Annotated in this window: 18 protein-coding genes; 7 read left to right on the top strand and 11 right to left on the bottom strand. The window is 37.8% G+C overall.

The window, feature by feature from the left end; translation table 11 throughout:
* Positions 1–27: 27 nt before the first annotated feature.
* The 3 genes from L659_RS0121140 to L659_RS0121130 form a co-directional block, all read right to left on the bottom strand.
* Positions 28–3,147: a TonB-dependent receptor gene (locus L659_RS0121140; RefSeq protein WP_024591816.1), complete on the bottom strand. Its 3,120-nt coding sequence runs from the start codon at positions 3,145–3,147 to the stop codon at positions 28–30.
* A gap of 336 nt (positions 3,148–3,483) precedes the next feature.
* Positions 3,484–6,657, bottom strand: a complete 3,174-nt coding sequence (locus L659_RS0121135; protein WP_024591815.1) for a TonB-dependent receptor — start codon at positions 6,655–6,657, stop codon at positions 3,484–3,486.
* A 43-nt stretch (positions 6,658–6,700) separates the two neighbouring features.
* Positions 6,701–7,555, bottom strand: a complete 855-nt coding sequence (locus L659_RS0121130; protein ID WP_007582418.1) for a S1/P1 nuclease — start codon at positions 7,553–7,555, stop codon at positions 6,701–6,703.
* A 251-nt stretch (positions 7,556–7,806) separates the two neighbouring features.
* Here L659_RS0121130 and L659_RS0121125 point away from each other — a divergent pair, with 251 nt between their 5' ends.
* Entirely contained in the window at positions 7,807–8,673 is an 867-nt protein-coding gene (locus L659_RS0121125) for a hypothetical protein (RefSeq protein ID WP_029751213.1), read from the top strand.
* Entirely contained in the window at positions 8,666–9,610 is a 945-nt protein-coding gene (locus L659_RS0121120) for a hypothetical protein (RefSeq protein ID WP_024591813.1), read from the top strand. The genes L659_RS0121125 and L659_RS0121120 overlap by 8 nt, the downstream gene beginning before the upstream one ends.
* A 26-nt stretch (positions 9,611–9,636) precedes the next feature.
* Here L659_RS0121120 and ushA read toward each other — a convergent pair whose 3' ends face one another.
* Entirely contained in the window at positions 9,637–11,268 is a 1,632-nt protein-coding gene (gene ushA / locus L659_RS0121115) for a bifunctional UDP-sugar hydrolase/5'-nucleotidase UshA (protein WP_024591812.1), read from the bottom strand.
* A gap of 88 nt (positions 11,269–11,356) precedes the next feature.
* Positions 11,357–11,542 (bottom strand): hypothetical protein, encoded by a 186-nt coding sequence (locus L659_RS0121110; RefSeq protein WP_024591811.1) that lies wholly within the window; start codon positions 11,540–11,542, stop codon positions 11,357–11,359.
* Positions 11,543–11,790: 248 nt separating this feature from the next.
* On the opposite strand from L659_RS0121110, the gene L659_RS0121105 reads away from it, so the two are divergent.
* Positions 11,791–12,531: a peptidylprolyl isomerase gene (locus L659_RS0121105; protein WP_024591810.1), complete on the top strand. Its 741-nt coding sequence runs from the start codon at positions 11,791–11,793 to the stop codon at positions 12,529–12,531.
* 67 nt (positions 12,532–12,598) lie between these two features.
* Here the strand turns inward: L659_RS0121105 and L659_RS0121100 are convergent, their stop codons facing one another.
* Positions 12,599–13,015 (bottom strand): MAPEG family protein, encoded by a 417-nt coding sequence (locus L659_RS0121100; protein WP_024591809.1) that lies wholly within the window; start codon positions 13,013–13,015, stop codon positions 12,599–12,601.
* Between the two features lie 238 nt (positions 13,016–13,253).
* Here L659_RS0121100 and L659_RS0121095 point away from each other — a divergent pair, with 238 nt between their 5' ends.
* Positions 13,254–16,136, top strand: coding sequence for an insulinase family protein (locus L659_RS0121095; RefSeq protein WP_024591808.1), 2,883 nt, complete (start codon positions 13,254–13,256; stop codon positions 16,134–16,136).
* A 60-nt stretch (positions 16,137–16,196) separates the two neighbouring features.
* Here L659_RS0121095 and L659_RS0121090 read toward each other — a convergent pair whose 3' ends face one another.
* A complete protein-coding gene (locus L659_RS0121090; protein WP_024591807.1) occupies positions 16,197–17,579 on the bottom strand; it encodes a Na+/H+ antiporter NhaC family protein in 1,383 nt (460 codons plus the stop codon).
* Positions 17,580–17,896: 317 nt separating this feature from the next.
* On the opposite strand from L659_RS0121090, the gene L659_RS1000000123740 reads away from it, so the two are divergent.
* Together L659_RS1000000123740 and L659_RS01000000123135 are read left to right on the top strand one after the other, a co-directional pair.
* Positions 17,897–18,052, top strand: coding sequence for a hypothetical protein (locus L659_RS1000000123740; protein ID WP_374703132.1), 156 nt, complete (start codon positions 17,897–17,899; stop codon positions 18,050–18,052).
* Positions 18,053–18,369: 317 nt separating this feature from the next.
* Positions 18,370–18,603, top strand: coding sequence for a GNAT family N-acetyltransferase (locus L659_RS01000000123135; RefSeq protein ID WP_231388462.1), 234 nt, complete (start codon positions 18,370–18,372; stop codon positions 18,601–18,603).
* 58 nt (positions 18,604–18,661) lie between these two features.
* Here L659_RS01000000123135 and L659_RS0121075 read toward each other — a convergent pair whose 3' ends face one another.
* The 3 genes from L659_RS0121075 to L659_RS0121065 are packed head-to-tail and all read right to left on the bottom strand — an operon-like array spanning position 18,662 to position 22,088.
* Positions 18,662–19,270: a PqiC family protein gene (locus L659_RS0121075; protein ID WP_024591806.1), complete on the bottom strand. Its 609-nt coding sequence runs from the start codon at positions 19,268–19,270 to the stop codon at positions 18,662–18,664.
* The gene (gene pqiB / locus L659_RS0121070) at positions 19,270–20,925 is read right to left on the bottom strand and encodes an intermembrane transport protein PqiB (RefSeq protein WP_024591805.1); all 1,656 of its coding nucleotides are present in this window, start codon (positions 20,923–20,925) and stop codon (positions 19,270–19,272) included. The genes L659_RS0121075 and pqiB overlap by 1 nt, the downstream gene beginning before the upstream one ends.
* Positions 20,922–22,088 carry a paraquat-inducible protein A gene (locus tag L659_RS0121065; RefSeq protein WP_010553945.1) on the bottom strand — a complete coding sequence of 389 codons (1,167 nt, stop codon included), beginning with the start codon at positions 22,086–22,088 and terminating at the stop codon, positions 20,922–20,924. The genes pqiB and L659_RS0121065 overlap by 4 nt, the downstream gene beginning before the upstream one ends.
* Before the next feature lie 164 nt (positions 22,089–22,252).
* Between L659_RS0121065 and L659_RS01000000123130 the strand changes: the two genes are divergently transcribed.
* On the top strand, positions 22,253–22,999 hold the full coding sequence (locus L659_RS01000000123130; protein WP_024591804.1) for a substrate-binding periplasmic protein: 747 nt from the start codon (positions 22,253–22,255) through the stop codon (positions 22,997–22,999).
* Here the strand turns inward: L659_RS01000000123130 and L659_RS0121055 are convergent.
* Positions 22,988–23,803, bottom strand: coding sequence for a thioesterase family protein (locus L659_RS0121055; RefSeq protein WP_010553943.1), 816 nt, complete (start codon positions 23,801–23,803; stop codon positions 22,988–22,990). The genes L659_RS01000000123130 and L659_RS0121055 overlap by 12 nt on opposite strands.
* Positions 23,804–23,867: the final 64 nt, after the last annotated feature.

The raw sequence follows: 23,867 nt of genomic DNA, 5'->3' as shown, positions 1-23,867 counted from the left end.
AAAGATGTTTTAGGCTACAGTTCTAAATTAGAAAGTGTAACGAACACCTACACGCATTTCCCAAAGAGATGCATCACGTTGAGTTGTGGTGCTTGCGTTATTCCCGTTAAAGTTTGAATAAACGTAACGGCCTTGGTCATCAATATCTGTTGAAATCATACGAGCACCAACGAAAGGACCTTTTTTCAGTACACCCCAATCATCGTTTAACATATTAGTTAAGTTATCGATTACGAAGAATGCTTCACCTTTATGGCCATCCATGAACCCAGGTACTTCTTGAGTTAGCTTAAAGTTAAACTTAACAAACCAATCAGAGTTTTGCGCGTTACGACCTGAAATTTCACCACGTTTTAATCCTTCAGATGCAATGAACTCATTAAATTCATTAATCTCATCTGCTGACATGTTATAAACAACGTTAGGATCGTTTACTAACGGTACATAAAGTAGTTGGCGAGAATCATTTGAATTAAAATCACCAAATGTATCTTCATCGTTACCATTAAATGTGAAGCTGTAAGGCAAGCCTTTGTATGCTTCACCAAATAAATTAAAGCGAGTGCTATATCCATCGATAAATTCATGTGTGTAAGCAAGGTTTAATGTAAAGCGATGAGGTATTTCATAATCTGATGAAGATACACCAGGATCTAACGGGTTAGACGTTGCCAAGTTACCGTAGTTAGAGCTCGCTGTTGAACTTGTCATTGGGTTAACATCATCAGCATCTGTATAAGCATATGATAGTTGTACTTTAATACCGTTATCGAATGCTTTGCTTACAGCTGCAGAGATAATTGAAGTTTCACCACTGTCACCATTAACATTTGTTAAAAGTAAATCACCGTCACGTCCTTCAATAGAGGTTAAAATTGGACGACCATCAAAAGTAGTAGTACCACTGTCAGTAAGGGCTTGGTCCATTAACGTTGCTGCATCACGCTTTTTGGTGTAGAGATAATCTAATGAGATTACATATTCGTCTTCTGTTGTATAAGTAGCCCCTACTGAATATTTCCATTCCGATGGGATTTCAAAATCAGAAGCTACGGCGTTCGTAAAGCTATCTCCAGAACCGATTACTGTGTTAGCTACTTTATCAAACTGTGATTGTGGTACATCAAAACCTGGTTTTCCACCATTCACATTTGGTGTAGCAAATAAATCAATAGATCCAAACTGATTTGCGCTAATATTTGTGATGCCGTCGTTTGAATATGAGTTAGATAACCACACATTCGGATTACCACCTGAAAATAAGCCCAAACCTGCGCGAACTTCAAGTGCATCAGTTGCATACCATTCAAAGCCAATACGTGGTTGAACTAAATCCACACCATCAAATGTTGATTGGTTACTGAAACCATAACGTGCAGTATAGTTTTCATTTAAAGTAGGCTTGTCATCGCTAGTGTAACTGTCGTAACGAAGACCAAACGTTAGTGATGCATCAATGTCTGAGAAGCTATATTCATCTTGAATATAAAAAGTATGTTGAGCATATGAGAAGCTAGCGCCGGCATCTGCAGCATTATTCGTACCTGCGGCATTATTGTAGAAAATTGCACTTGCAATTCCTGCTTCGTAATCATCAATACTTGCAAAACTCCATTCACCTTGCGTGTGTTGAACGAATTGGTTAAATACTTCTAGCTCTTCATACTCGTAACCAGCTGTTATCGTGTGCTGGTCAAGGTAGTAAGTACCAGCAAGTTTAAATGTAGTTGTATCGTAATTTAAATCGTTTGATTGACGAGAATCATCTGGACCTAAATATACTCGACCTCCATCCGATGTGTTTACTTGGAATTCACCAAAGCTGCTTGCAGCATCAAGTGATTCAACACGTGCATCTAGTTCCGATTTACCTAAACGAACTTCAGTTGAAAAATCGTCATTCCAGTCTGAGTATAATGAACCGATGATTGAAGTAAATTCTGCACCTTGCTCATAAAAGTGACTATCTAACGATAGGCGAGTTGAACCAGTATCTGATTGAGATAATGTAAAGCCGTCATTATAGTTATAAACTAAGTTAGCACGGTGAGAATCGTTAATGTTCCAATCTAATTTAATTAATATTTTTTCATCTTCTACAGGTGCACTCGAAGGAGTGGTACCTGCATCATAACCATACACATTTTGTGAAATTTGTTGGATACGAGCTAAGTCGCTTTCAGAAACACTTGAACCTAAAGGGTCATAATTGAATTGTGCTACCCCTTCTAGCTTTTCATATGAAGTATATAAAAATAATGAATCTTTAATTAGAGGTAAGCCAACATTAAAACCGTAGCGTTTTTCATTATAACTACCGTTATCAACGTCTTCGCCTTCAATTTTATCACCTTTCATTGAATCATTTGTGTAATCGAAAAACACGCCACCATGAATTTCGTTGCCGCCAGATTTAGTTACAGCATTGATGTTACACGCTGTAAATCCACCGTACTGAACATCAAATGGTGCAAGTTCTACAGCTACTTGCTCAATTGAATCAAAAGAAAAAGGTGCGCGAATAGTAGGGTAACCATTTGAGCTTAAGCCGAAGTTATCGTTCATACGAACGCCGTCTAGCGTTAAACTATTAAATTTTGGATTACCGCCACCACAGTTAATAGTGCCGCGGCTATCATCTATTGCTACTCGTGGATCAACACGAATGATATCTTTTAAATCACGGTTAATAGCAGGCTGATTCTCTAGATCTGTAAGTGTGAAAGTAGACGCCGGACCAGTACCGCCAGACATAGAGCTAATTGGCGCGCCAGAAACTACGATTTGTTCCATGCTTGATTGTGACTCAAGAGAAACGTTTACTGGGTAATCGTTACCAATATTAAGAATAATGTTATTGAATTCTTGGTCTGCATATACATCTGAATCAACAATTACTTTATAAGGACCGCCAACTCGCAGGCCTTTAGCTGTGAAATAACCAGCGTCATTTACTTCAGTTGTTTTTACTGATCCAGAAGGTACGTGTAAAATTGTTACTTTAGTGCCGGCTGCTGGGTTGCCGTTAGGCCCCATTACTTGACCTTTAATTGCAGAGGTCGTTTCGTTAGCCATTGCAGCGCCACTTACACCAACACATGCTGCAATAGCAAGTGAAAGAGCTGTTTTGCGTAATTGAGTTTTCATTTAATTTTCCCGTGTAGTTATTAATTAAATTTTTATATTTTTATTTTAAAATTTTTCAAAATAAACAGTTAAAGTTCATTTATTCAAAATCCGTTACTAGTGTACCTTATTTATTCGTTACAAATAAAATACAACTGCAATATATTTTTAATAAATAGTACTATTTTTGTCTATTTGAGTGTTTTTTTGAGCAATAACTCTATATCGGGGTATATATTACGTGGGCTTTATGACAAACATGTGAAATTGGGGTGTGAAAAACAAAAAACCCATTACAATTTTGCAATGGGTTTTGTTAACAAATAACTTAATGTGTTATTACTTACCTATTAAGACTTAAAACTTGTAGCTAATACCAACTTTAGCCTGCCAAGCTGATGACGATGAACTGATTTGCGAGTAATTACGCACATCCGCACCACCAAAGCTGTTGTCTATTTTATATCTGCCTTGATCATCAAGACCACCAAAGTCATAAATAGTTTGGTTAGAGTAACCTAAGCGTTTTTCTACACCCCAATCGCTGTTTAGAAGGTTTGCGAAATTATCAATCATTAGATAAACCTCACCAGTGTGACCTTCAGCAAAGCCAGGTATTTCTTGCTTAATGCTAACGTCCATTGTAGTAACCCAAGGTTGCGTTGCTGTATTTTTACCTAAAATCCCACCACGTTGAGATATACCAGCACGCTCTAATAACGGTTCTAACTCAGCCCAAGTCATTTTAGAATCAGCCCAATTTACATTCGGATCATCAGCACCTGTAGGGATATAAGGTAAGTAAGCACCATTAGTGAATAAAGAGCTAGTATCACCTAAGTCTTCATCTTTATACATATTCATTGTGTAACTAAATGGGCGACCTGAACGACGTTCAAAATAAACATTGAACTTGGTTGCATATCCTTCAAAAAATTCAGTGTTATACGCTAAGTTAATTTTAAAGCTGTGCTCAACTTCGTAAAAGCCACGTGCTGCAATATCTTCATTACGATTTACTGTAATATTGTGCTTATAGTTACCTTCTGCCTGAGAAGCTGAACCTGCTGATGATTCTGTAACATCTTGGTGAGCATAGCTTGCCGATACAAACAGGCCATTGTCCCATTGTTTAGCAATACCCGTTGAAATAATAATTGAACGACCATCATCCGATGAATTAGTCATTTCTATGTCAACATTATCGCCACTGTAAATACTTTGATTGATAACACGTTCGCCGTCCGCTGCTAAGCCTACTGGGTTAATAGACGAATTATGCCATACCGCTTCATTCTCTTTTTTATGGTAAGCAATTTCTGCTTGCCATTTAAAACCATCACCTAATAGTTCAGAATCAAACTCATATTCAAAACCTATTTGGGTGCGAATGCTTGAAGGCAATTTAAAATCAGGGTCGATATACGCAATGCTACCAGCACCTTGCTCTAATGTATTTTTTATTTCATCAGGAACCTGAGTAATATCAGCTGTGTTATTTGCATAGTAATCATTAATTACATCGTTTTGTGCTGATACTAAAGTAATGCCATCACTTTGGAATGAATTGTTATACCAAACATTTGGAATGCCGCCTTGGAAACGACCAATACCACCATTAATAGTAAGCGCTTCTGTTACGTAGTACTTAAAGCCAACACGAGGAAGTATAATGTCTAGGCCATCAAGATTTTCTTGGTTAGTAAAGCCATACGTATTAGCAAAGTTTTCATTTAGAGTTGGTTTATCATCAGATGATAAGCGCTCATAACGAACACCTGCTGTAACTTCTAAATCATCACCTACATAAAAAGTATCTTCTATGTAAAGCGCTAGCTGGTTACGCCTTACATCATATGCTGTATCAGCTGAATCATTAGTGTAAGCATTTTGATAAGAGAAATCATAAGAACCAATTTCACGGTTTTCAAAATTTTCTAAGCTATCAAATTTCCACGTTCCAAGAGAGTTTTGAGCAAACAAGTTATATAAACGAAGTGACTCGTACTGAGCTCCAAAGTTTATTTCATGCTCATCCATTAAATACGTAGCGTCTAACGTAAAAGTTAGGTTTTGTGTTTCTGAACGGTTTGCATGGCGGTATTGATCTGTACCAAAGTTGTAAGAAGGACCATTTCGACCGTCTTCCTCAACAGTAATGCTTCCTAAGTTAGAGCGAGTTGCGCTATCAGAGGTCACATCTTTATACGACACACCAATTTCTGTTGAAAAGTTTTCAGTCCAATCAGAGTAAAGTTTAGATGAAAAGTTATTAAACTTAGTTACGTATGCATAAGTGCTTGAAACTAAGGCTATATTATCACCGCCAGTGCTAGAGTTACGCTCATCTTGGTCGTCTTGCCATTGATAAGTGAAATCTAAACGGTGTTCATCACTTGCGTTCCAACTTAATTTAACAAGCAAGTTTTTGTTTGTATCTTCTGGCGCACCGGCTAATGAATCAGTTAAGCCGTATTCATTATTTAAGATAGAAATGAAACGATTATAGTTAGCTTCAGAAGTATTAAATTCATTTGAAGCACCAGAACCGTCAAAGCCGTAATCTAGATCTAATTCACTTGACCATTCTGCATAGTTAACAAAGTAAAACAGTTCATCTTCAATAATCGCTCCACCGACATTAAAACCAAATCTTTCTTCAGTTTTAATCGGCTCTACTTTATTTGTAGAGTAAGTTTTATGACCTAGCTCATCAAGATTGTCTTCTTGTACAATATTATGAACATCGCCAGCTATCTCAGGAGTAGATATTTCATAAAAGCCAGAGAACTTAAACTCATTTGTACCAGATTTTGTTACTGCGTTAATAGTACCGCCACCAAAGTTACCTTTAGAAGCTGAGAAAGGAGATACATCAACAGAAACTTGTTCAATAGCGTCAAGTGCTACAGGAGGCTGAGAAGTAGGGTAGCCACCAAAGTTCAAGCCAAAGTCATCATTTTGACCAATACCGTCAACTGTTAAACCGTTGGTACGAGGGTTACTACCTGCAAACGTTAGCTCGCCATTGCCATTAATACTGGCAAGTGGGTTTAAGCGCGCAATATCTTTAATGTCGCGATTAAAGCTTGGCATATTTTCAATAGTGTCAGAGCCAAATGTACTGCTAGAGCCACCTGATTGTTGAACAATCTTATAACCAGACACTTCAATCTTTTCGATGTTTAGCGGAGCAAGCTGCGAGCTTAAACGGTAAGTTTCACCAAGGTTCAAGTATATATTTTCAACAGTGGTATCGTTAAACGTATCAGAATCAATGATAACCATGTAAGGACCACCTACACGTAAACCATTAGCGATAAACGTACCACTTTCGTTTGTAGTTAGTTCGCTAATAGTTCCCGTCGGTTGGTGAATTACTTTGATTTTAACGTTTGCAGCACTGCCACCTGAAGGCGTTGTAATTTTACCACGCATTGCAGATGAAGTATCAGCAGCCATTGCGCTTGTAGAAACACCTAGAGCTAAAATTACCGCTCCAGTTAATTTCGAAAGGCGAAGCTTAGTCATAATGTTGATTTCCCGTGTGTAGGTTATATAAATTTAATACAGTTTATTTGTCAGTCGTCATTTTCAGTGCCGTTTCTAACTCTTTTGCAGAAGGGTCAAATAGGGCATTTAGTAATCCAGCTAATCGAATACCCGCTTGTTGTAAGCGCGTCTTTATAATTGGAGTATTGTTATATATGTAGCTATAACCAATTTCGTTGTTGGTATATTTATAAATTTTTGTGGCTAAATTATGAGATTCTTCAACCCATGTCATAGGTGAGCTTTGTAAATACTCAGCAATTAACTCGCTGTTATTTGTATCAATAAATTGTGCGTACTCAGTAAACGATAAATTCTCGTTCTCAACTAACTTTGTATCCCAAAGGCTGTGAAGATTTGTTTCTTCGTTAAAAAATGAAACCTTAATACGGTTGCCACCTCTATCTTCACTTCGACCAGCATGAAATGGTTGGTGACTATCGCCCACCAAATGTACTAAAAAACGTAAACTGAACTGTTTAGCATCTAAGGTGCTATTTTTATCAGTGAGCGTTTGCATTGAATAGTGAATGCCTTCTAGGATATTACTTACAGATTCTTTGTTTTTAGTGTGATCGTGATTGAAGCTGAAAGATTTTCCTGGTGCTGCATTAATATAATGCCAACGAGATGATTGCTTTTGCCAAAACTCGCCAGGGGCAGAGCGCATTTCATCAGGCCACGTTGATATTTGTGCAAGTGATTCACCATCAAGGTAGGGTTGTATTGCCGCTTTAGTTGTTTCGCTTATATGAGATTCTGCAATCTTACCTACAATGCGGTGGCCATTTTGACCCCAAGCATGTGAGTCAGTGCTTGTAAATATTGCACTAATCAAAAGCGCAGAAGATATCGAGTACTTTATATTGCTATGCATTAGAACTTCCTTAATGAATATTTCATGGCGTTGCTACAGGCTAATGCGGTCAATTGTCCTTACTTTTGGTGTTGATAGGAAGGACTCATTAAAATTCATAGTTTCTTATTCACATTACTTTTAAATCAATGGTTTATGTTTAACAGGTAAAATTACTTGTTGTAATAAGTAAGCGAAATTGTTCAAATGCACTATATAGTCTATTTTTGAGTGGCATTGCTTTGAATTTTAAAAATATCGTGTTGCACAAAATGTTAATTGTTACATTTTTGTTTCTATTATTGGTCGTTACGTGGGTTTGCGGTCAAGTTAGTGTATACAATGATGAATTACACTTTCCAGTTATGATCGAAACCTCAACAGAGTGTCAAACAACTGCAACAAGTAACAAAGGCCAATTAATTGTTTTTACGCAATCAAAAAAAATAGCTAAGTTATTAACACAAAAGTTATGCTCTGATAACGTGGTGGCTAAGCAATATGGCTCTGTAAAAGGGTATTGGGGGTATAGAACGGCAGACAGCTTTGAGTTTGTGGGTAAAGGAATTGCTGACTTAATTTTGGCTAAAAACAATATTATGGCAGCCTTTAAAGCAGAGTCGACATATAACTACCAGCCCGTTGTTGGTTTTTCTGACTACACGGCTTTTTTTATATCTTCTAAAGAAAAACCTCGAGTCACTAAACAATACTTTTTAGATAAGCGCATAGGTTTGCTTGATTATCCGACCAGCCGATCAGGGCATATTTTACCAAAGCAAACGTTTAAAGAGTTGGATATTAATTTAGCCAATTTGAAAATCACTTATGCTAGCTCTCATAACGAATTACGTGATTTACTCGCTAATGGAAAAGTAGATATTATTGCTTCGTTTTGGAAAGAGAGCGACGAAAAACGTTTTTCAAAAAACTATATTACGCCATTGAGTAATAATATTTCTGGAACAAGATGGTATTTAAAAATGCAGCAAAACAACACTGATTTATTATGCGCAGTGCAGGAAAATTTGCTTGATATGTCTAAAGATCAAAGTTTGCATTACTATCAAAACGTCCAGCCATTTTGGCGCTGTGGCGCCAGCTTAGTAGGCTTAAAAGAGGAGGCTGGTGATGAGTAAGTATAAGCAATTACTTGTTATTATAAGTTTGTTTTTTATTTTGTCGTCTGTCTTTTATATTTCTGTAACTCAAAAAAGCCAGCAAGTAGCTAAACAAAAAATTACGCAGATAGAAAGGCAAATAGCACTCGACTTACCATTACTCGATTTATCGAATGAGCTGCTAAAGCATTCAGGTAATAAAGATGCAGTTAACAGCTACATTAAAACTTTAAACAGCTACATTAATTCGAACGAGCTCAAAGTTGTTGCTATTGCACCAAAAAACGAGATGGTAACACCTGTAAACTCACACCAAATAATACGTAGTTTGAGCACTAGTAATGGGTTCGTATTAGTTGTATTTAACGTCCAACAAACCCACTTTACATTGAGTCATTTTATTTACTATTTTATATTTTTAGTATTAAGTGTGTTGATTAGTTTTTGGATGAAATTTGCGTTTATTAAACAGAGCAATAAGCAGTTTAATAATGCACAGCATCAATCAATTGTAGAGCCTACGCCGTTGATACTTATTGTTGACCTTAATGATAAAACATTATCAAGTAGTTGTAATACAGAACAAAAAATGTGTTTAGCCAATAAGCCATTGTGCTTTTATTTAGCACTTGTAGAGTATTGTACAAATAACGATGATGTAGCGCTTAGTCATAATAAAGATGTGCCAGAGGAGCTGCTAGAGCTTGCTAACAAGTATTTTTATAGGTTGGTCGAACTCGGCCATACAGTTAGAAAAAGGCCTAACTTTAATAATAGCCTAGAAAAAACCCTGAGCGAAGTACGTGCTGCATTAGATGAAGTACTCAGCGAGTATCCCGAAGAAAAAGAGTTATATTATCCACCTAAAGCATACGGGGAGGGTTCTCGCTCTCGTCTGCATAGTTATGGGCTGGCAAATATTAAAAAGGGCAGTATTGAAATAATAGGAAAGTAACAAGGTTACTTTCCTATTATTAGAGGCTATTTAGGAGTAAATTCAGCCGTTTTAAGAGGGCTGTTTTTTGATATAAAATCTTGAAGTGCTTGGGCATCTGTTTCGTCTGTACTAACAAAGCCTTTTTTATTTGTAAGCGCAGGATAGCCATCACCGCCTGATGCGTTATAGCTATTTAAGCTCATACGGTAAGTTTTATTTTTGTTCAAAGGTTGGCCGTTAATAACAACATTAACTAACTGATTATTTTTACGCTCAAACGATAGTTTATGGTATTGCAAATAAGCGCCAGCATCCGGTGGGAAGCTCGTTACTGTATTTAAATAGTCCCATAAATCACTGCCTTGCCAATCCATGTAAGTAATACGATTTTTAAAAGGATGTACTTTTAAAATATCTTTATAGCTCACTTCACCAGCCTCTATTGAGCTGCGAATACCACCACCACTTATTAGTCCAAAGTCTGCACCCACTACATCCATTTGAGCTTGAATAATTACGCGTGCAAGATTTGTTTGTTGGTAGCGAACTTTGTTTCTGTCACCTTCTAAGCGAGCATCTACTTCACCAATGGTACCTTCAATTTGTTTAGCGCCTTTAGCTTGGTATACCGCTAAATAAGATTCAAGTTTTGAGTCTGGTTTAATGTACTCGTTTGCTAATACTGCTTTAGTTGAGCCATCAGCTTGTACTTTATCTACATACAAATTAACTGGCATCAGTTTGTAGTCTAGTAACGTTAATTTTCCATTTTCAAGCTTAAACTCAGCTTTACCAACATACTTACCCCATTCATGGGCTTGCATAATGTAAGTACCGTTTTGTTTGTCTGGTTTACAGGCAAGACCTGGTTTAAAGCTATCGTCATTTACATTTGTATCGCTCATACATACAGGTTCTTGAGAGTGGCCACCAATGATCATATCAAGCGTGTTTGCAGGAAGTGAGCGAGCAAGTGTTACATCACCGGGTGCGTTGATACCAAAGCTAGCATCAACATAATGACCCATATGAGTCAGGGCGATTGTAATATCAGGGTTGTACTTAGCTTTTATTTCTTTAGCTAGTTTTGCTGTAACATCAACAGGGTCTTTAAACTCTAAGTGCCCAATATATTGAGGATTACCAATTTTAGCTGTGTCGGTTGTTGTTAAACCAATAACAGCAATAGTTAATCCATTCTTTTTGAATATTTTATAGCTATCAAACGCGTGTTCGCCTGATTCCTTTTCAAATATATTGGCTGATAGAAAAGGAAAATTCACCCATTTTTGCTGTTGCTTCAATACATCAATAGGGTTGTCGAATTCGTGATTACCCAATGCCATTGCATCGTAACCAATCAGCGACATTCCTTTAAAGTCAGGCTCTGCTTTTTGTAAGTCTGACTCAGGAATACCTGTATTTATATCACCACCAGAGAGTAGTAATACTGCATGACCTTGCTTTTGAGCTTTATTGCGTAAAGAGTCAATTAACGTTTTGCGAGCGGCCATACCGTATTCGCCTTTTTCGTTTTGCCAAAAACGCCCGTGGTTATCATTAGTATGAAGAACAGTTAAATATTTAGTCGGGGTAGCGCTAAACACGGATTCAGGAGCAGGAGATGTGCATCCAAGTACACTAAAAATAACCGAAAATAAAATAATTATACGCATAAAATACCTATGGATTAAGGTCTACTTAATTTATCAGGCAGCTAGTTTAAACTAGTTCTATGCTAAAAAAACGTACTTATTTTACATTTTATTTGGAAGGGGCTGTTAATTGGTTTGTGGCAGCACGTTCACGACGCTTCAACTCCGTATTCGCATACTCTCGCTTATGGTGATTAGTACCTATCATCCAGGTTAAAAAGCTTGCTGGCAGTTTTGTATAGGGTTCGCCTTTGTGTAAACCAAAGTCGCAAATTGCATGTTTAGTGTGTGGCATTATAAGATCCTGTTGTTTTGTGTTTTTTAAAGGTAACAAAAAGTAGCCATACTCTTAAGATGATTTAATTTTAAATAATTAGATTTATATAGCTAAAAAGAATATAAGTAATGGTATATGTAATTAATTTGTTATCAACACGGTCTAATTTGTATCAACTCTCACTTTAGAATCGATTTTAATCGCCTATGGCATTAATGTGTTAACGCATTAACAATTATCTAAAAATATAACAACAGGAATACAACATGAAAAAACTTTTACTTGGCTCAGTACTCGCCGCAGCAAGCTTTACAAGTGCTGCCACTATTGTCGAAATGAACACGAGCCAAGGTGTCATAGAAATTAACTTGTTTGATCAACAAACACCTAAAACAGTTGCAAATTTTTTAAGTTACGTTCAAGACGATTCATATAACGAAACAGTAATTCACCGCTCTGTTAGTAACTTTGTTATTCAAGGGGGGGGATTTACATTTTCTGACTCGCTAGATGCGATTACCACAAAACCTGCTGTAGAAAATGAACCCGTTTTTTCTAATGTTAAGGGCACCATTGCGATGGCTAAACTATCGGGTAATGCTGATAGTGCAACGAGCCAGTGGTTTTTTAATATTACAGACAATAGTGCAGCACTTGATACCCAAAACGGTGGCTTTACTGTGTTTGGACAAATTACTGCAGCAAGCCAATCAACGTTAGATAAAATTGCAGCATTAGTACACTGTGGTGAAACACCCGTTGTTGGTATTACTGCTGAACAATGTGCAAGCACTGATGTAACAATTAGCAGTGCTAATTTAGTGACTATTCAAAATGTGGCGATAATGGATGATGATCCTAATTCAGCCGCAGGTCTTACTGTTACTGAAAATACGCTAATTGATTCTAACTCATCAACAGATTCTAGTAGCAGTTCTGGCGGCGGGTTAATTTGGCTGTTAGGTGCTTTTTTACTTGCGGTTCCTCGTTTAAAACGTGCTAAATAATTAAAATTAATGGTAATGTGGATGGCGTAAACCAGCCGCCCACATTACCATTATTAAACTTTGCTATTTAAAGTAACACTCGCCAAACCATCGCTAGCCAAATTGAAAACACACAAACACAACCTAGTAAAAACACTTTAAAACGTGCTCGTACGTTATTTTCACCTAAATGAATAACACTATGCACAATACGTGTTGCTACAAATAAACAGGCCAGTACAGCCACAAGTGTACTGGCGCTATTTAGCTGTAGTGCAAGTAAACATCCCGCGTAAAAAAGTACAGGTATTTCAAACTGATTTGAAAAGTTTCTATCTGCAACCCTGATAGTGTCGCCAGCCTTATCTAACTGCATTGTTTTAAAATCGCTTAAATCAAGCTGTTTGTTTTTAGCTGCTGCAAAGCGCCTTTTACCCATAATGAGCATTACAACCAGTGAAAGCGTAACTTGTGCAAACATGGCAAGTATGATGATTTTTTCCATTGTTTTTCCTTATTATTATTTAGAGTTTGTGTATCTTTTTATATTGAATGATTTTTAATCTCGAAGGTTGGCAGACTCGCAACTAATAGCCGATTATGAAGACATTTTTCACAATGTGTTACACAAAATAGCGTTATTTTGTAGAAAGTTATTAATTGAAAATGTTAGTTTAGCTTAACTATATTGCTTTGAATTGGCGCATGCTATTTTGCGCAATACTTTTTAATGGAAAACAAAAATGAAAAAGATTATTGGTTTTAGTGCTATCGCACTTGCAGTTTTAAGTGGTTGTTCAAATACAGCTTCGGTTTCTGTGGCGCCTCCGGCCTCTTTATTATCAGACACGTTAGTTGTAAGCCCTAACGATAACCGCGAATATAAAACACTTAAATTAGCAAACGACATTGAAGTTATTTTAGTGTCTGATCCGGGTGCTGAAAAGTCAGCAGCGGCACTTAGTGTAGGTGTAGGTTTACTCCACGACCCGATGTCGCAACAGGGTATGGCGCATTATTTAGAACACATGCTGTTTTTAGGCACTGATCGTTACCCAGATACAAAAGGGTATTCTGATTTTATGACCAAGAATGGTGGCGCGCACAATGCGTATACTTGGCTCGATATTACTAATTACATGTTTAAAATTAATAACGACGCGTTTGATGAAGGGCTAGACCGTTTTGCCGACTTTTTCAAAGCACCTAAGTTATACCCTGAATACACAGACAAAGAAAAAAATGCAGTAAACGCAGAGTGGTCAATGCGTCGCGAAATGGACTTTTTTGGTCAATTTAAACTCGCGCGTAAAATGATGGGCGATCACCCCGCTAATCGCTTTTTAATTGGTAACCTAGAAACACTTGGTGACAAAGAAAATAGTTCTCTTCACAAAGAAACGGTTGATTTTTATAATAAATATTATTCTTCAAATGTTATGAAAGTAGCGCTTATTTCTAATTTACCTATTGCTGAAATGGAGCAAAAAGCACAAAAATACTTTGCTGATATAAAAAATAAAAACATCGAAAAACCAGCAGTAACTGCAAAACTTGATTTTGATAACGCTGGCGGAAAACGCGTGTTTTATGCACCAAATGAAGATGTAAAACAGCTACAACTTGATTTCACCATTGCTAATAATAATAGCGAATTCGCGCTTAAACCAAATCGATTTGTAGCGTATTTACTAAGTAATGAAATGCCGGGCAGCCCAGCGCAACTGCTTCGTGACAAAGGGTGGGTATCTCAGTTGTCAGCTTCAGCTGCACCAAATCAATATGGTAACTACGGGTCATTAAACGTAAACGCAGAGCTTACAGATGAAGGCATGAAAAATCGTGATGAAATAGTTGCAACTATCATGCAGTACATCGATTTAATTAAAAAAGAGGGCGTTGATAGCAAGTACTTCAACGAAATTCGTACATCACTAAATAACCAGTTTAAGTTTTTAGAAAAAGGTGATGAGTTTAATTATGTAAGTTCACTTACACAAAGCATGCAAGACTATCCGTTAAATCACGCTATTAATGCACCTTACTATTATGCAAAATTTGACGCTGATGCTGTAAATAAAGTACTTGAGCAGTTAAATGCCGATACTCTTCGTATTTGGTATGTATCGCAGCAAGAAGAGACAGACTCACAACTACACTTTTACGACGGTAAATATCGCATCAGTGACATTAGCGAACAAGAGATTGCAAGCTGGAAAAAACCAAGCGAATTTAAGTTAGCACTACCGACTGTAAACAATTTATTGCCTGAAAATTTTGCAATAAAAACTCAAGCATTTAAAGAGCAAAAACATCCTGAGCTTGCTTACGATAAAAATGGTGTAAAAGTATGGCGCCAAGCAAGTCAAAAATTTGCAGAGCAGCCAAAAGGGCTTGTCGAAGTTTATATAAATACTCAACCAGGTTTGAACGATATTAAAGCAGAAGTACTTTATTCTGTTTGGGCTGATTTATACAATATTCAACAAAGTCAGTTAAGTACCGAAGCAGCAATCGCTGGTATGAGTGTAGGCCTTGCGCCGAGTAATGGTCTTGTTTTATCTATGAGTGGTTTCACAGACAAACAAAATGTATTGCTTAAACAAGCTTTAACCGGATTAAAAGCCGATGAAACAGCACAAGCATTTAGCCAAGCAGTTGATCGCTTTAAACGTAATTTACTAAACCAACAAAAACAGTTTCCGTATGCACAAGCATTTGGCGAGTATTCAAAACTAACGCGTACAGGTGGTTTTGATACAGACGCGCTTATTAAAGCCGCTGACTCAGTGAGTGTTGCCGACTTAGCACAATTAAAAACAGCTACGTTTGCACAAAACGATTTACGCGTATTTAGTTACGGTAACTACAATCAGCAAGATATAGACGCGATTGCAGACGAATTAAGTGCAACGCTACCAAGCAACCATAAACGCAGTGAATTTGCGCGCAGCAAAGCGTGGTTACCACAACCGGGCGAAACGCTGGTACTGCAAAAAGATATTGATGTAGCTGATGTAGCGGTGGTTGATATGACCGTTCACCCTGTTGCGGGTTACAAACAAAAAGCAGAAGCGGCTGTATTACAAAGTCACTTTAGAACAGTTGCGTTTGATAAAATGCGAACTGAGGAGCAACTTGCATATGCAGTAGGTGCATTAGCTCGCCCAATCGAGGATTACTCTGCAATTGGTTTGTATATTCAAACACCGGTTAAAGGTCCTAAAGAAATACAAGCTCGTTTTGATAAGTTTAAAAAAGAATACGCAGTTGAACTTGATAACATGAGCGAAGAGACTTTTGAGCAGCTTAAAAATTCAACCCTAGTATCGCTTAAAGAGCAGCCTAAAAACTTAAGTGACGAAATGAGCCCACTTATAAACGATTGGTACCGTGAAAACTTTACCTTTGATTCTAAGCAAAAGCTGATTGATGAAGTTGAAAAAGTAACGCTTGCAGATATAAAAGACTACTACAAGCAAACAATGCTTAATCCTAATGCCGCACGTTTAAATGTGCAATTACGTGGTACTAAGTTTATAGAAAGTGACTTTGCCGATTTACCAAATCAAACTAAAATCACAACGCTTGATGCCTATTACAATGGAATTAAACTACAAAAATAAGCTTTATTTATACAGCTAAAAATAAACCCCAATGTATTGCTACATTGGGGTTTTTATTTATTAAGCCATTATTAAAAAGCCTATAACAGCTAATGCCGCAGCAATTAGCGTGTAAGGCAATTGTGTAACGGCATGGCTCATTAAATTACAACCAGAGCCTTGCGCTGCGAGTACGGTTGAATCTGAGTAAAAACACGCTTGGCTACCAAAAGAAGAAGCCGATAATAGCGCACCAATGACCAGTGGTATGTTTGCATCAACCGCATTAGCCAGTGGCATAACAATCGGAATTGATACAGCAAAAATACCCCAACTCGACCCTGTTGCAAACGCTAAAATAGCCATTGAAATAAATACCACGGCTGGTAAATATGCTGCGGTCATATAAGGGCTTAAGCTACCAATAACAAACTGAGGCAAACCAATTAAGTCGCATACGTCTTTGAATATAAACGCCGCTATAACAGTACCAATAGCGGGGATCATACTTTTAAAGCCATCAAGCATGCGCTCAATCATTTCACTTACGCTCATTAATTTTTGTAGCGCATAAAACGGGAGAGTGACCGCCATTGTTGCTAGTAAGCCTTTGTATACGTCTATTTCAAAGTAAACAGTAAATGCGATTAGTAAAATAATCGGCACTAAAAAGTTACGTAATTTACCTTTAGGATCAGCGTCTTCAAAGTTTTCTTCAGCTGCTTTTACTGCGTATTCATCTGCTGTTTGAACGTTATTGTATTGAGCTGGATCGACTTGAGCTTGCTCAATTTGCGCCATTTGTTCTGCTTTTTTCATTGGACCAATCGCAGGAATAACACCCAACACAACAAGTAAAACAACAAGCACTGCAAACCACGCGTAAAACATGTACGGAATAGCTTGAATATAAACAGCAATACCTTTGCCTTCTTCAGCAATACCGTTATCTACCAATAAGCCACTAAAAAATACCGCCCAGGTAGATAAAGGGACAAGCACACAAATTGGTGCCGCAGTTGAGTCAACAACGTAAGCAAGCATCTCACGGCTAACTTTAAATTTATCGGTAATGCGTTTCATGGTTTCACCCACAGTAAGCGCATTTAAGTAGTCATCAATAAAAATAACCACACCTAAACAAAAGGTCATGAACAACGATGAACGCTTACCTTTGGTGTACTTAAGAGCTAGCTTGCCAAAAGCTGATGCGCCACCTGTGCGTACTAACAGTGCGATTAAAGCGCCAAAACCACCACATACAAGTATTAGCCAGCCGATGGTTTCGTCTGTCATTACTTTTAGCGATGTACTCGCAAAGTTAGTAAGTACCTGTGCAGGATCGGCTATAACTAAACCAACTAAAGCACCAATAAGTAAAGATAAAATAGGGCGGCGTAATACAACAGCCAATACAACCACCACTAACGGTGGTAGTAAACTCAACGCAGAAGGTTCAAGCATTTAAGTATTCACAAAATTAAAAGCATGCATAAAAATTAAATTAATTTTCAAGCCGCTTATACAAAAACAAAGAAGATGATAAGTTTGTTGTTAAATCATTTTCCAAGTCACTGCTTTTGTACGCGTGGGAGGGATACATAAACAGTTATGTTAAATAGCTGTTTAAATGAAACGCGTTGGCTTTGGCGCCAGACGGTGCAAGGAGTGCAAACCGCTATTGTTGTGCCTGTAAAAACATCGGCGCAAAAATAATCCGCTTTTTAATTTCAGTCAACAAAAAGTTACATGCAAAACAAAGTTTTTTAGAGGAACTTACATTGAACGCAGTATTTAAAACAAATCGACTGTTGTTGCGCCATGCAAATGAGTTTGATGCAGCTGTTTTACTTAAGCTAGTTAATCAGGCTAGTTTTATAAAGCACATTGGCGATAAAGCAATTTATACCCTTGATGATGCCAGTCGTATATTATAGGGCCTGTTTATCTTTCGAGGTTAAATTTGCAGCAGTATGTTTGGTATTTAGGCAAGGCAGAGCCTATGTAGTGTGGTTATTCCCCATAAATAGGCGATAACACAGCATAAATGCCAAACATGCGCTGCCCGAAGGGTTCTACCTAGGGGCAATTAACTCTTTGTTGCTCGGTTTTTACTTAGCCCACTAGGTTACAAACCTCACGCCGCGATTAAATCGCCCCTAGATTGAACAAATTTTAATCCTGAAAGGTCAACAGGCCCTAGTCATTTATTGCTTCTCATAAATACCAAGGCTTTGGGCCTTACGTTATTACTTTGCATAATGCTGTAGTGGTTGGCGTTGTTGGGTTTTATAAGCGAGCAGCGTTACAACAACCTGATTTAGGTTTTGCTCTTGTAAGTGGTTTTGAAAAAAAAGGCTATGTTTTTGAAGCGGCCAGCGCACTTTTGCGCCATAAGCATGAATTTGGAATTACAAAACTGTGTGCAATAACATCACCAGATAATAGGGCATCGCAGAATGTGTTGTTAAATTGGGCTTTAAAATAGAGGGCAAGGCGGTTATCAATAATGATAAAACCGCCGTAATTATATTTTCACTTAATGATTAAAGTCTTGCTTGTTCTATTTGTTTTGCAACATTTAGGTTTATATTTAGCCATATTGCTTCAAGTGTCGAAACCAGGCCGTCGTATCCATCATCATCAATAGGGACCAATTGCGAAAAGTTATGAATACTTATAAGGCGTCGGCCTGTTTCTGGGTGTGTGTAATATAAACGCCAAAGCCCAGAGATATCAGCATTACCTTTCATATCGCCATTAAAGTGGTGAATTTCGTATTCCAGTTCATAAAACGTTTGTTGATCGAGTTCAGTAATGACCGGTAAGCCCTTTATTACCATCCAATTTGGCATAGCATTAAAAAGAGCTTGCTGGGCTGTTGTAGTAAGCATTACATCCGGCGATTCGCCCCACAAGTTGTAATTAGCAGCATGAATTTGGTTGCTATCTATTTTCATAGCAATACCTAAATTATTTAGAGCACCTCTAAGTACAACTGTTTGTATTCTTAATTGTGCGTCTGTGTCTGTCACATTTCGAGACGATGCACCAATAGGCTGCTCAAACTGATAATACTGTGTGGCAGTTTGTATTGATGAACTACAACCTGCCAATAGTAATAATAAACTTGCAGTTAAAAATAACGATTTCATTATTGCTTCCTTGGTTTTGGATCTGCTGGTAATGATTTATCAAAAATTAGCATATTAGGTTGTTCGTTTAATCCGCGAGTTAGAGGCTGTAGGCCCTCACTTAAACGTTTAAACTCTTTTAATGTTTGCTGTATTTGATGATGAAGTTCAGAACCTGCTTGGTAACTGGCCATGGTTTTATCAAATTGGCGCATAGTTACTTCAAACTGCTCCATACTTTTTGTCATCTTTTCGAAGTTACGATTAAAGTCGCCTGGTAAGTTTTGTGTATCTTTTTGGCTTAGCAGCTCTCGCATTTCATTAGCAAGCGCTCGGTAATCGGTAAATGTGGCTTGCATTTGTTCTAAGCTATCTTCAACTTTTAAGTTATTTACCTTATTAAGTACGTCAGAGACTTGGTCTGCTAATACGGTTATGCCGCTAGAAATACTCGGAAAAACATCATACTGTACAAGTTTACCTAGGTGTGCTTGCGGTGCATCTGGGTATATATCAAAATCAACGTACACTGCACCCGTTAATAAATTACCAGGCTTTAACGAGGCGCGCATACCACTTTCAATCCAGCCTTTTAAACTACCTTGCCAATACTCTTTAGCTGAGGCACTGTCGTGATACAAGCGTCCGTATTCTACTTTTATAAGTACTGGAACCGCCGTATTATGGTTTCTAAAGTGGGCAGGTTTACCGTCAATAATTACATTGGCAGGGGTTTCAACAACAGTACCTACACGCATACCTCTATATTCGACAGGAGCACCTGGGCGTAGTCCTCGAACTGATTGTTCAAATTCAATGAGGTAGTAATCAAAATCGTAAAAGCGCTCTTCTAGCGCCTCTTTATAGCTTTGGCTTAATGAAAAGCTATGTCCGTCTTGTGCTATTTCACCCGGGGCCTGTTGTTCAGGTAAGCCAACCGAAATGCCGCCTTTTAAAAGTTTACTTAAAGAGCCCGTATTAATATTGATGCCATCGGCAGATAGGTCAATTTCAATCCCTGCGTTCACCCAAAAAATAGAGTTCATGGTGATGAGATTTTGATAAGGCTCTTTAATAAATACGCCGTACTTCATTGCTTGGTTTTCCCAATCAAAAGTGGCGGTTTCTATTTGCCCTATTTTATAATTTTTGAAAAATATACCGGTACTCACATCAAGCACTTCAGCGTTGTAACTCATTAATTTGAAACGGCCACCTTTCACATCTTTACCAATGAGGGCGGGTTCGTCTTGTAATTTAAAACGCTCTTTTAGCTCTTTACTTTCACCGGGTGAAAACTCTAAATATACACCAGATAATAGCGTGCTCATTCCGCTAATACCCGTTTCATCAATGCGTGGCTTTACGACCCAAATTTTGGCATCATCAGTTAATAGGTTATTGTAGTTTTTGTCTATTTGTGCACGGGCAATAACGCTGTCTTGGGTGTCTGATAGTCGAACATGATCAATTTGACCTATTTTTACACTGCGCACTTTTATTTCAGTTTTACCTGCAATAATGCCCTCGGCTTGTGGCATCTCGATAAAAATTGTAGGGCCTTTATTAGCTTGGTATTGGTATAACATCCACATGCCCACTAACAGCGCAATTGCCGGAATGATCCAGATAGCGGAAATTTTCGGTTCTTTTGTTATTTCGGCAGTTTCGGTCATGCTTTGTTCTCTGATTTTTTGTTTTTAGGGGAATCCCACAACAAGCGTGGGTCAAAGGCATGGGCAGCCATCATTTGGCATATTACCATAACTGTAAAAAATACAATGCCTAATCCTGGTGTTACTGACATTAAATTACCCAGTTGAACTAAGGCAACTAAAATAGCAACCACGAATACATCTATCATCGACCATTTTCCAATAAACTCAGTCAGTTGATAAATTCGGGTGTAACTTTTTGTATGTCTATTGGCAGGTCTCGTTACCATAAAGCATAAAAAGCTCAATACAAAAGCTTTAGCAAGTGGCACCACAACGCTGGCTAAAAATATAATAGCGGCAATAGGGTAGGAGCCACTTTTCCAAAGAGTAATAACACCACCAATTAAAGTCGAAGGGGATTCATCCCCAAGACTAGTGGTATGCATAATAGGCAAAACATTAGCTGGAATATAACAAACAACAGAGGTAATTAGCCAAGCTGCTGCTTTTTGTACGCTGTAAGGATTTCTAACGTGCGTTTTTGTATGGCAACGCTGACAAATATTACCGGTACATAGTTGATGGCACACATGGCAGGCTTTAATATTTTCATCTATTGCACGTTTAGCATGCTCTGCGCCTTCGAGTACTTTTACAGGCTTTATTTGAGCCCATAAGCGTGGGCGATTTAAGTGAACAAGCGCAGCTATGTATAAAATAACAAACCCCACATAAGCCCAAAAACTCGTGCCAAAGCTAATATCAGCCAGCGACATGATTTTAACCATACTAACAAGTACGCCAATTAAAAATATTTCCGACATAATCCACGGTTCTAACGCAAGGGTGAACTTTAGTAGTCGCCTTGCTATGCCCTCTGGTAATGTTTTTAAAAGCCCAAGATGCAAAGGAATTAAAATAAGAAGCAAACCCATAGGCAGAGCAATAATGCTCAAATCGATAAATAAGCCAAGCAGTTCACTATCGTAATTAAATAAAATCCGAGCCGCGTCGGGCAGAGTAATAGTTTGAGTAATACCACTACTGCTAAAAGAAATAAAAGGGTAAAACATACTGCTCAGCAGCATTAATAGTGCGCTAAAGCTTAGTGCAACTATACGACTATCGTGATTAACATCGGCTTCGCAAAGTTTATGGTGGCAATGTGGGCATATCGCCATTTGTTTTGCGATTATGCGAGGTATATCTATGATCAGATCGCAGCAGGGGCATACAGTTTGCAATTTAATACCAAGCAAGAAGAATATTTCTTCAATTTTGCTATATTTAATACATTAATACAACGCGTTCTGCCATCAAGCTGTTCGTTATATAAAGGAAGCGTGTGAAATATTATTTTTACTACATATTAATGTGGCTCTTTTTTTGCTCGCAAAATGCTGTGGCTATTAATAAAGAGCGAGAGGTAATGATCGCTGCCAGCGCATCAATTCCACCCTATGTTTTTGTAAAAACGGACTCGGGTATACACCTAAATTTAATAAAAGCCGCGTTAAAGGCCAATGGATTTACTAATATTAATGTGCAATATATGTCGAATAAACGCGCTGAGCATCAATTACATAATAAAGGAGTAGATATACTTTTAAATTATGCTGGAGGAATTAGTGCTGGTATTTATCCAAGTAAAACGGTACTTAGTTATGAAAATGTAGCTATTACACTCAAGCGAAATAAATATAACATTGATAAAATAGAAGACATGTTTAATAAAAATGTTCTTGCTTTTCAAAATGCAACGGCATATCTGCCTCCTATATTTAAAAGGAATGTTAAACACTTTAGCTCATATCAAGAGGTTATTAATCATAAAGCGCAGGTAGATAAGCTGTTAAAAGGTTGGGTTGATGTAATTGTGTTAGATAAGCGTATTTTTTACTATTATTACAATCGGCATAAATCCCCCGAAGCTGTACAAATTTACACTTTATTTCCAAAAGCAGATCGACCTGCTTATTTTAACAACTTCTCTTTAGCTACTGAGTTTGATATTGGTTTGGCGCTCATCAAGCAAAATGGTACTTATAAAAGGATTGTTGATGAAGGCCAAACCCAATCATCAATCAAATAAAGCCACTGTTTGACGTGTAAGCGCTATTAGCTCACCCGACTGCGACCATATACAGCCATCCTCTAAACCGTAACCATCTTTTGAATGATGAGTGATTGCTTCAAAGCCAAGCCACTCGCCGGGTGTTAAGTTTGGCTCTTGTACAAATTCTAAATACCACGACATGCTACTTGCAGGAGCGGGTTGTTTAAACATTTGTAAAAGTGTTGGCGGCCATGCATCTGTCAATGCAATAACATGAGCCTCTGTAATTTGCTCTGGGGTGTGCTTAAAGCGCATCCAGCCACCTAAGTGAGAGGTTTCTGCACTACTAAATGGCATACCCCCTTGCTGTGGGCATAAATCAACATGCTGAAAAAATTCAGGCATCTGACCTTTTATAAAAGGTAATGTATGGCGCTCATCTACTGGCTTTAAACCCAAAGATTTTGAAACAGGCACATTAATACCCGACTCTCTACTTTTAGCAAAACACGCTTGTACAATTACGCACACTTGTTCATTTTGAATCGCTTTGGCGAGTACCTGTGTACTGCTTTTACCTTGGCGCAGTATTTCAATTGATAAAGAAAAAGGAGTATCGGCAAGTAATGGTCCTACAAAATTAGTACTGAGTGAAAGTAAGCGACGATCATCCGTTACCTTACCTCTGATTGCTTGATACAACAGTGCGGCTGAAAGCCCACCAAAAGCAGTTCTGCCTTGGCACCAGTTTTCTGGAAATTGCATTGTACTATTTAATTGTTCTGTATTTTCGGCTTGACCAATTTTTTCCGCTTGTTGAAGTAGTTGCTCAAAATGCATGAAGATGTCCTTTTGTAGTGCTATTTAATAAATTTATAACACAATCAAACTAGTCAGACCAGTA

The organism is Pseudoalteromonas sp. S8-8 (assembly GCF_000497875.1).
In the GTDB taxonomy this organism is placed as follows: Bacteria; Pseudomonadota; Gammaproteobacteria; order Enterobacterales; family Alteromonadaceae; genus Pseudoalteromonas; species Pseudoalteromonas arctica.
The sequence above is the reverse complement of the archived record's forward strand: the minus strand, read 5'-3'. Positions and strand labels throughout refer to the sequence as shown.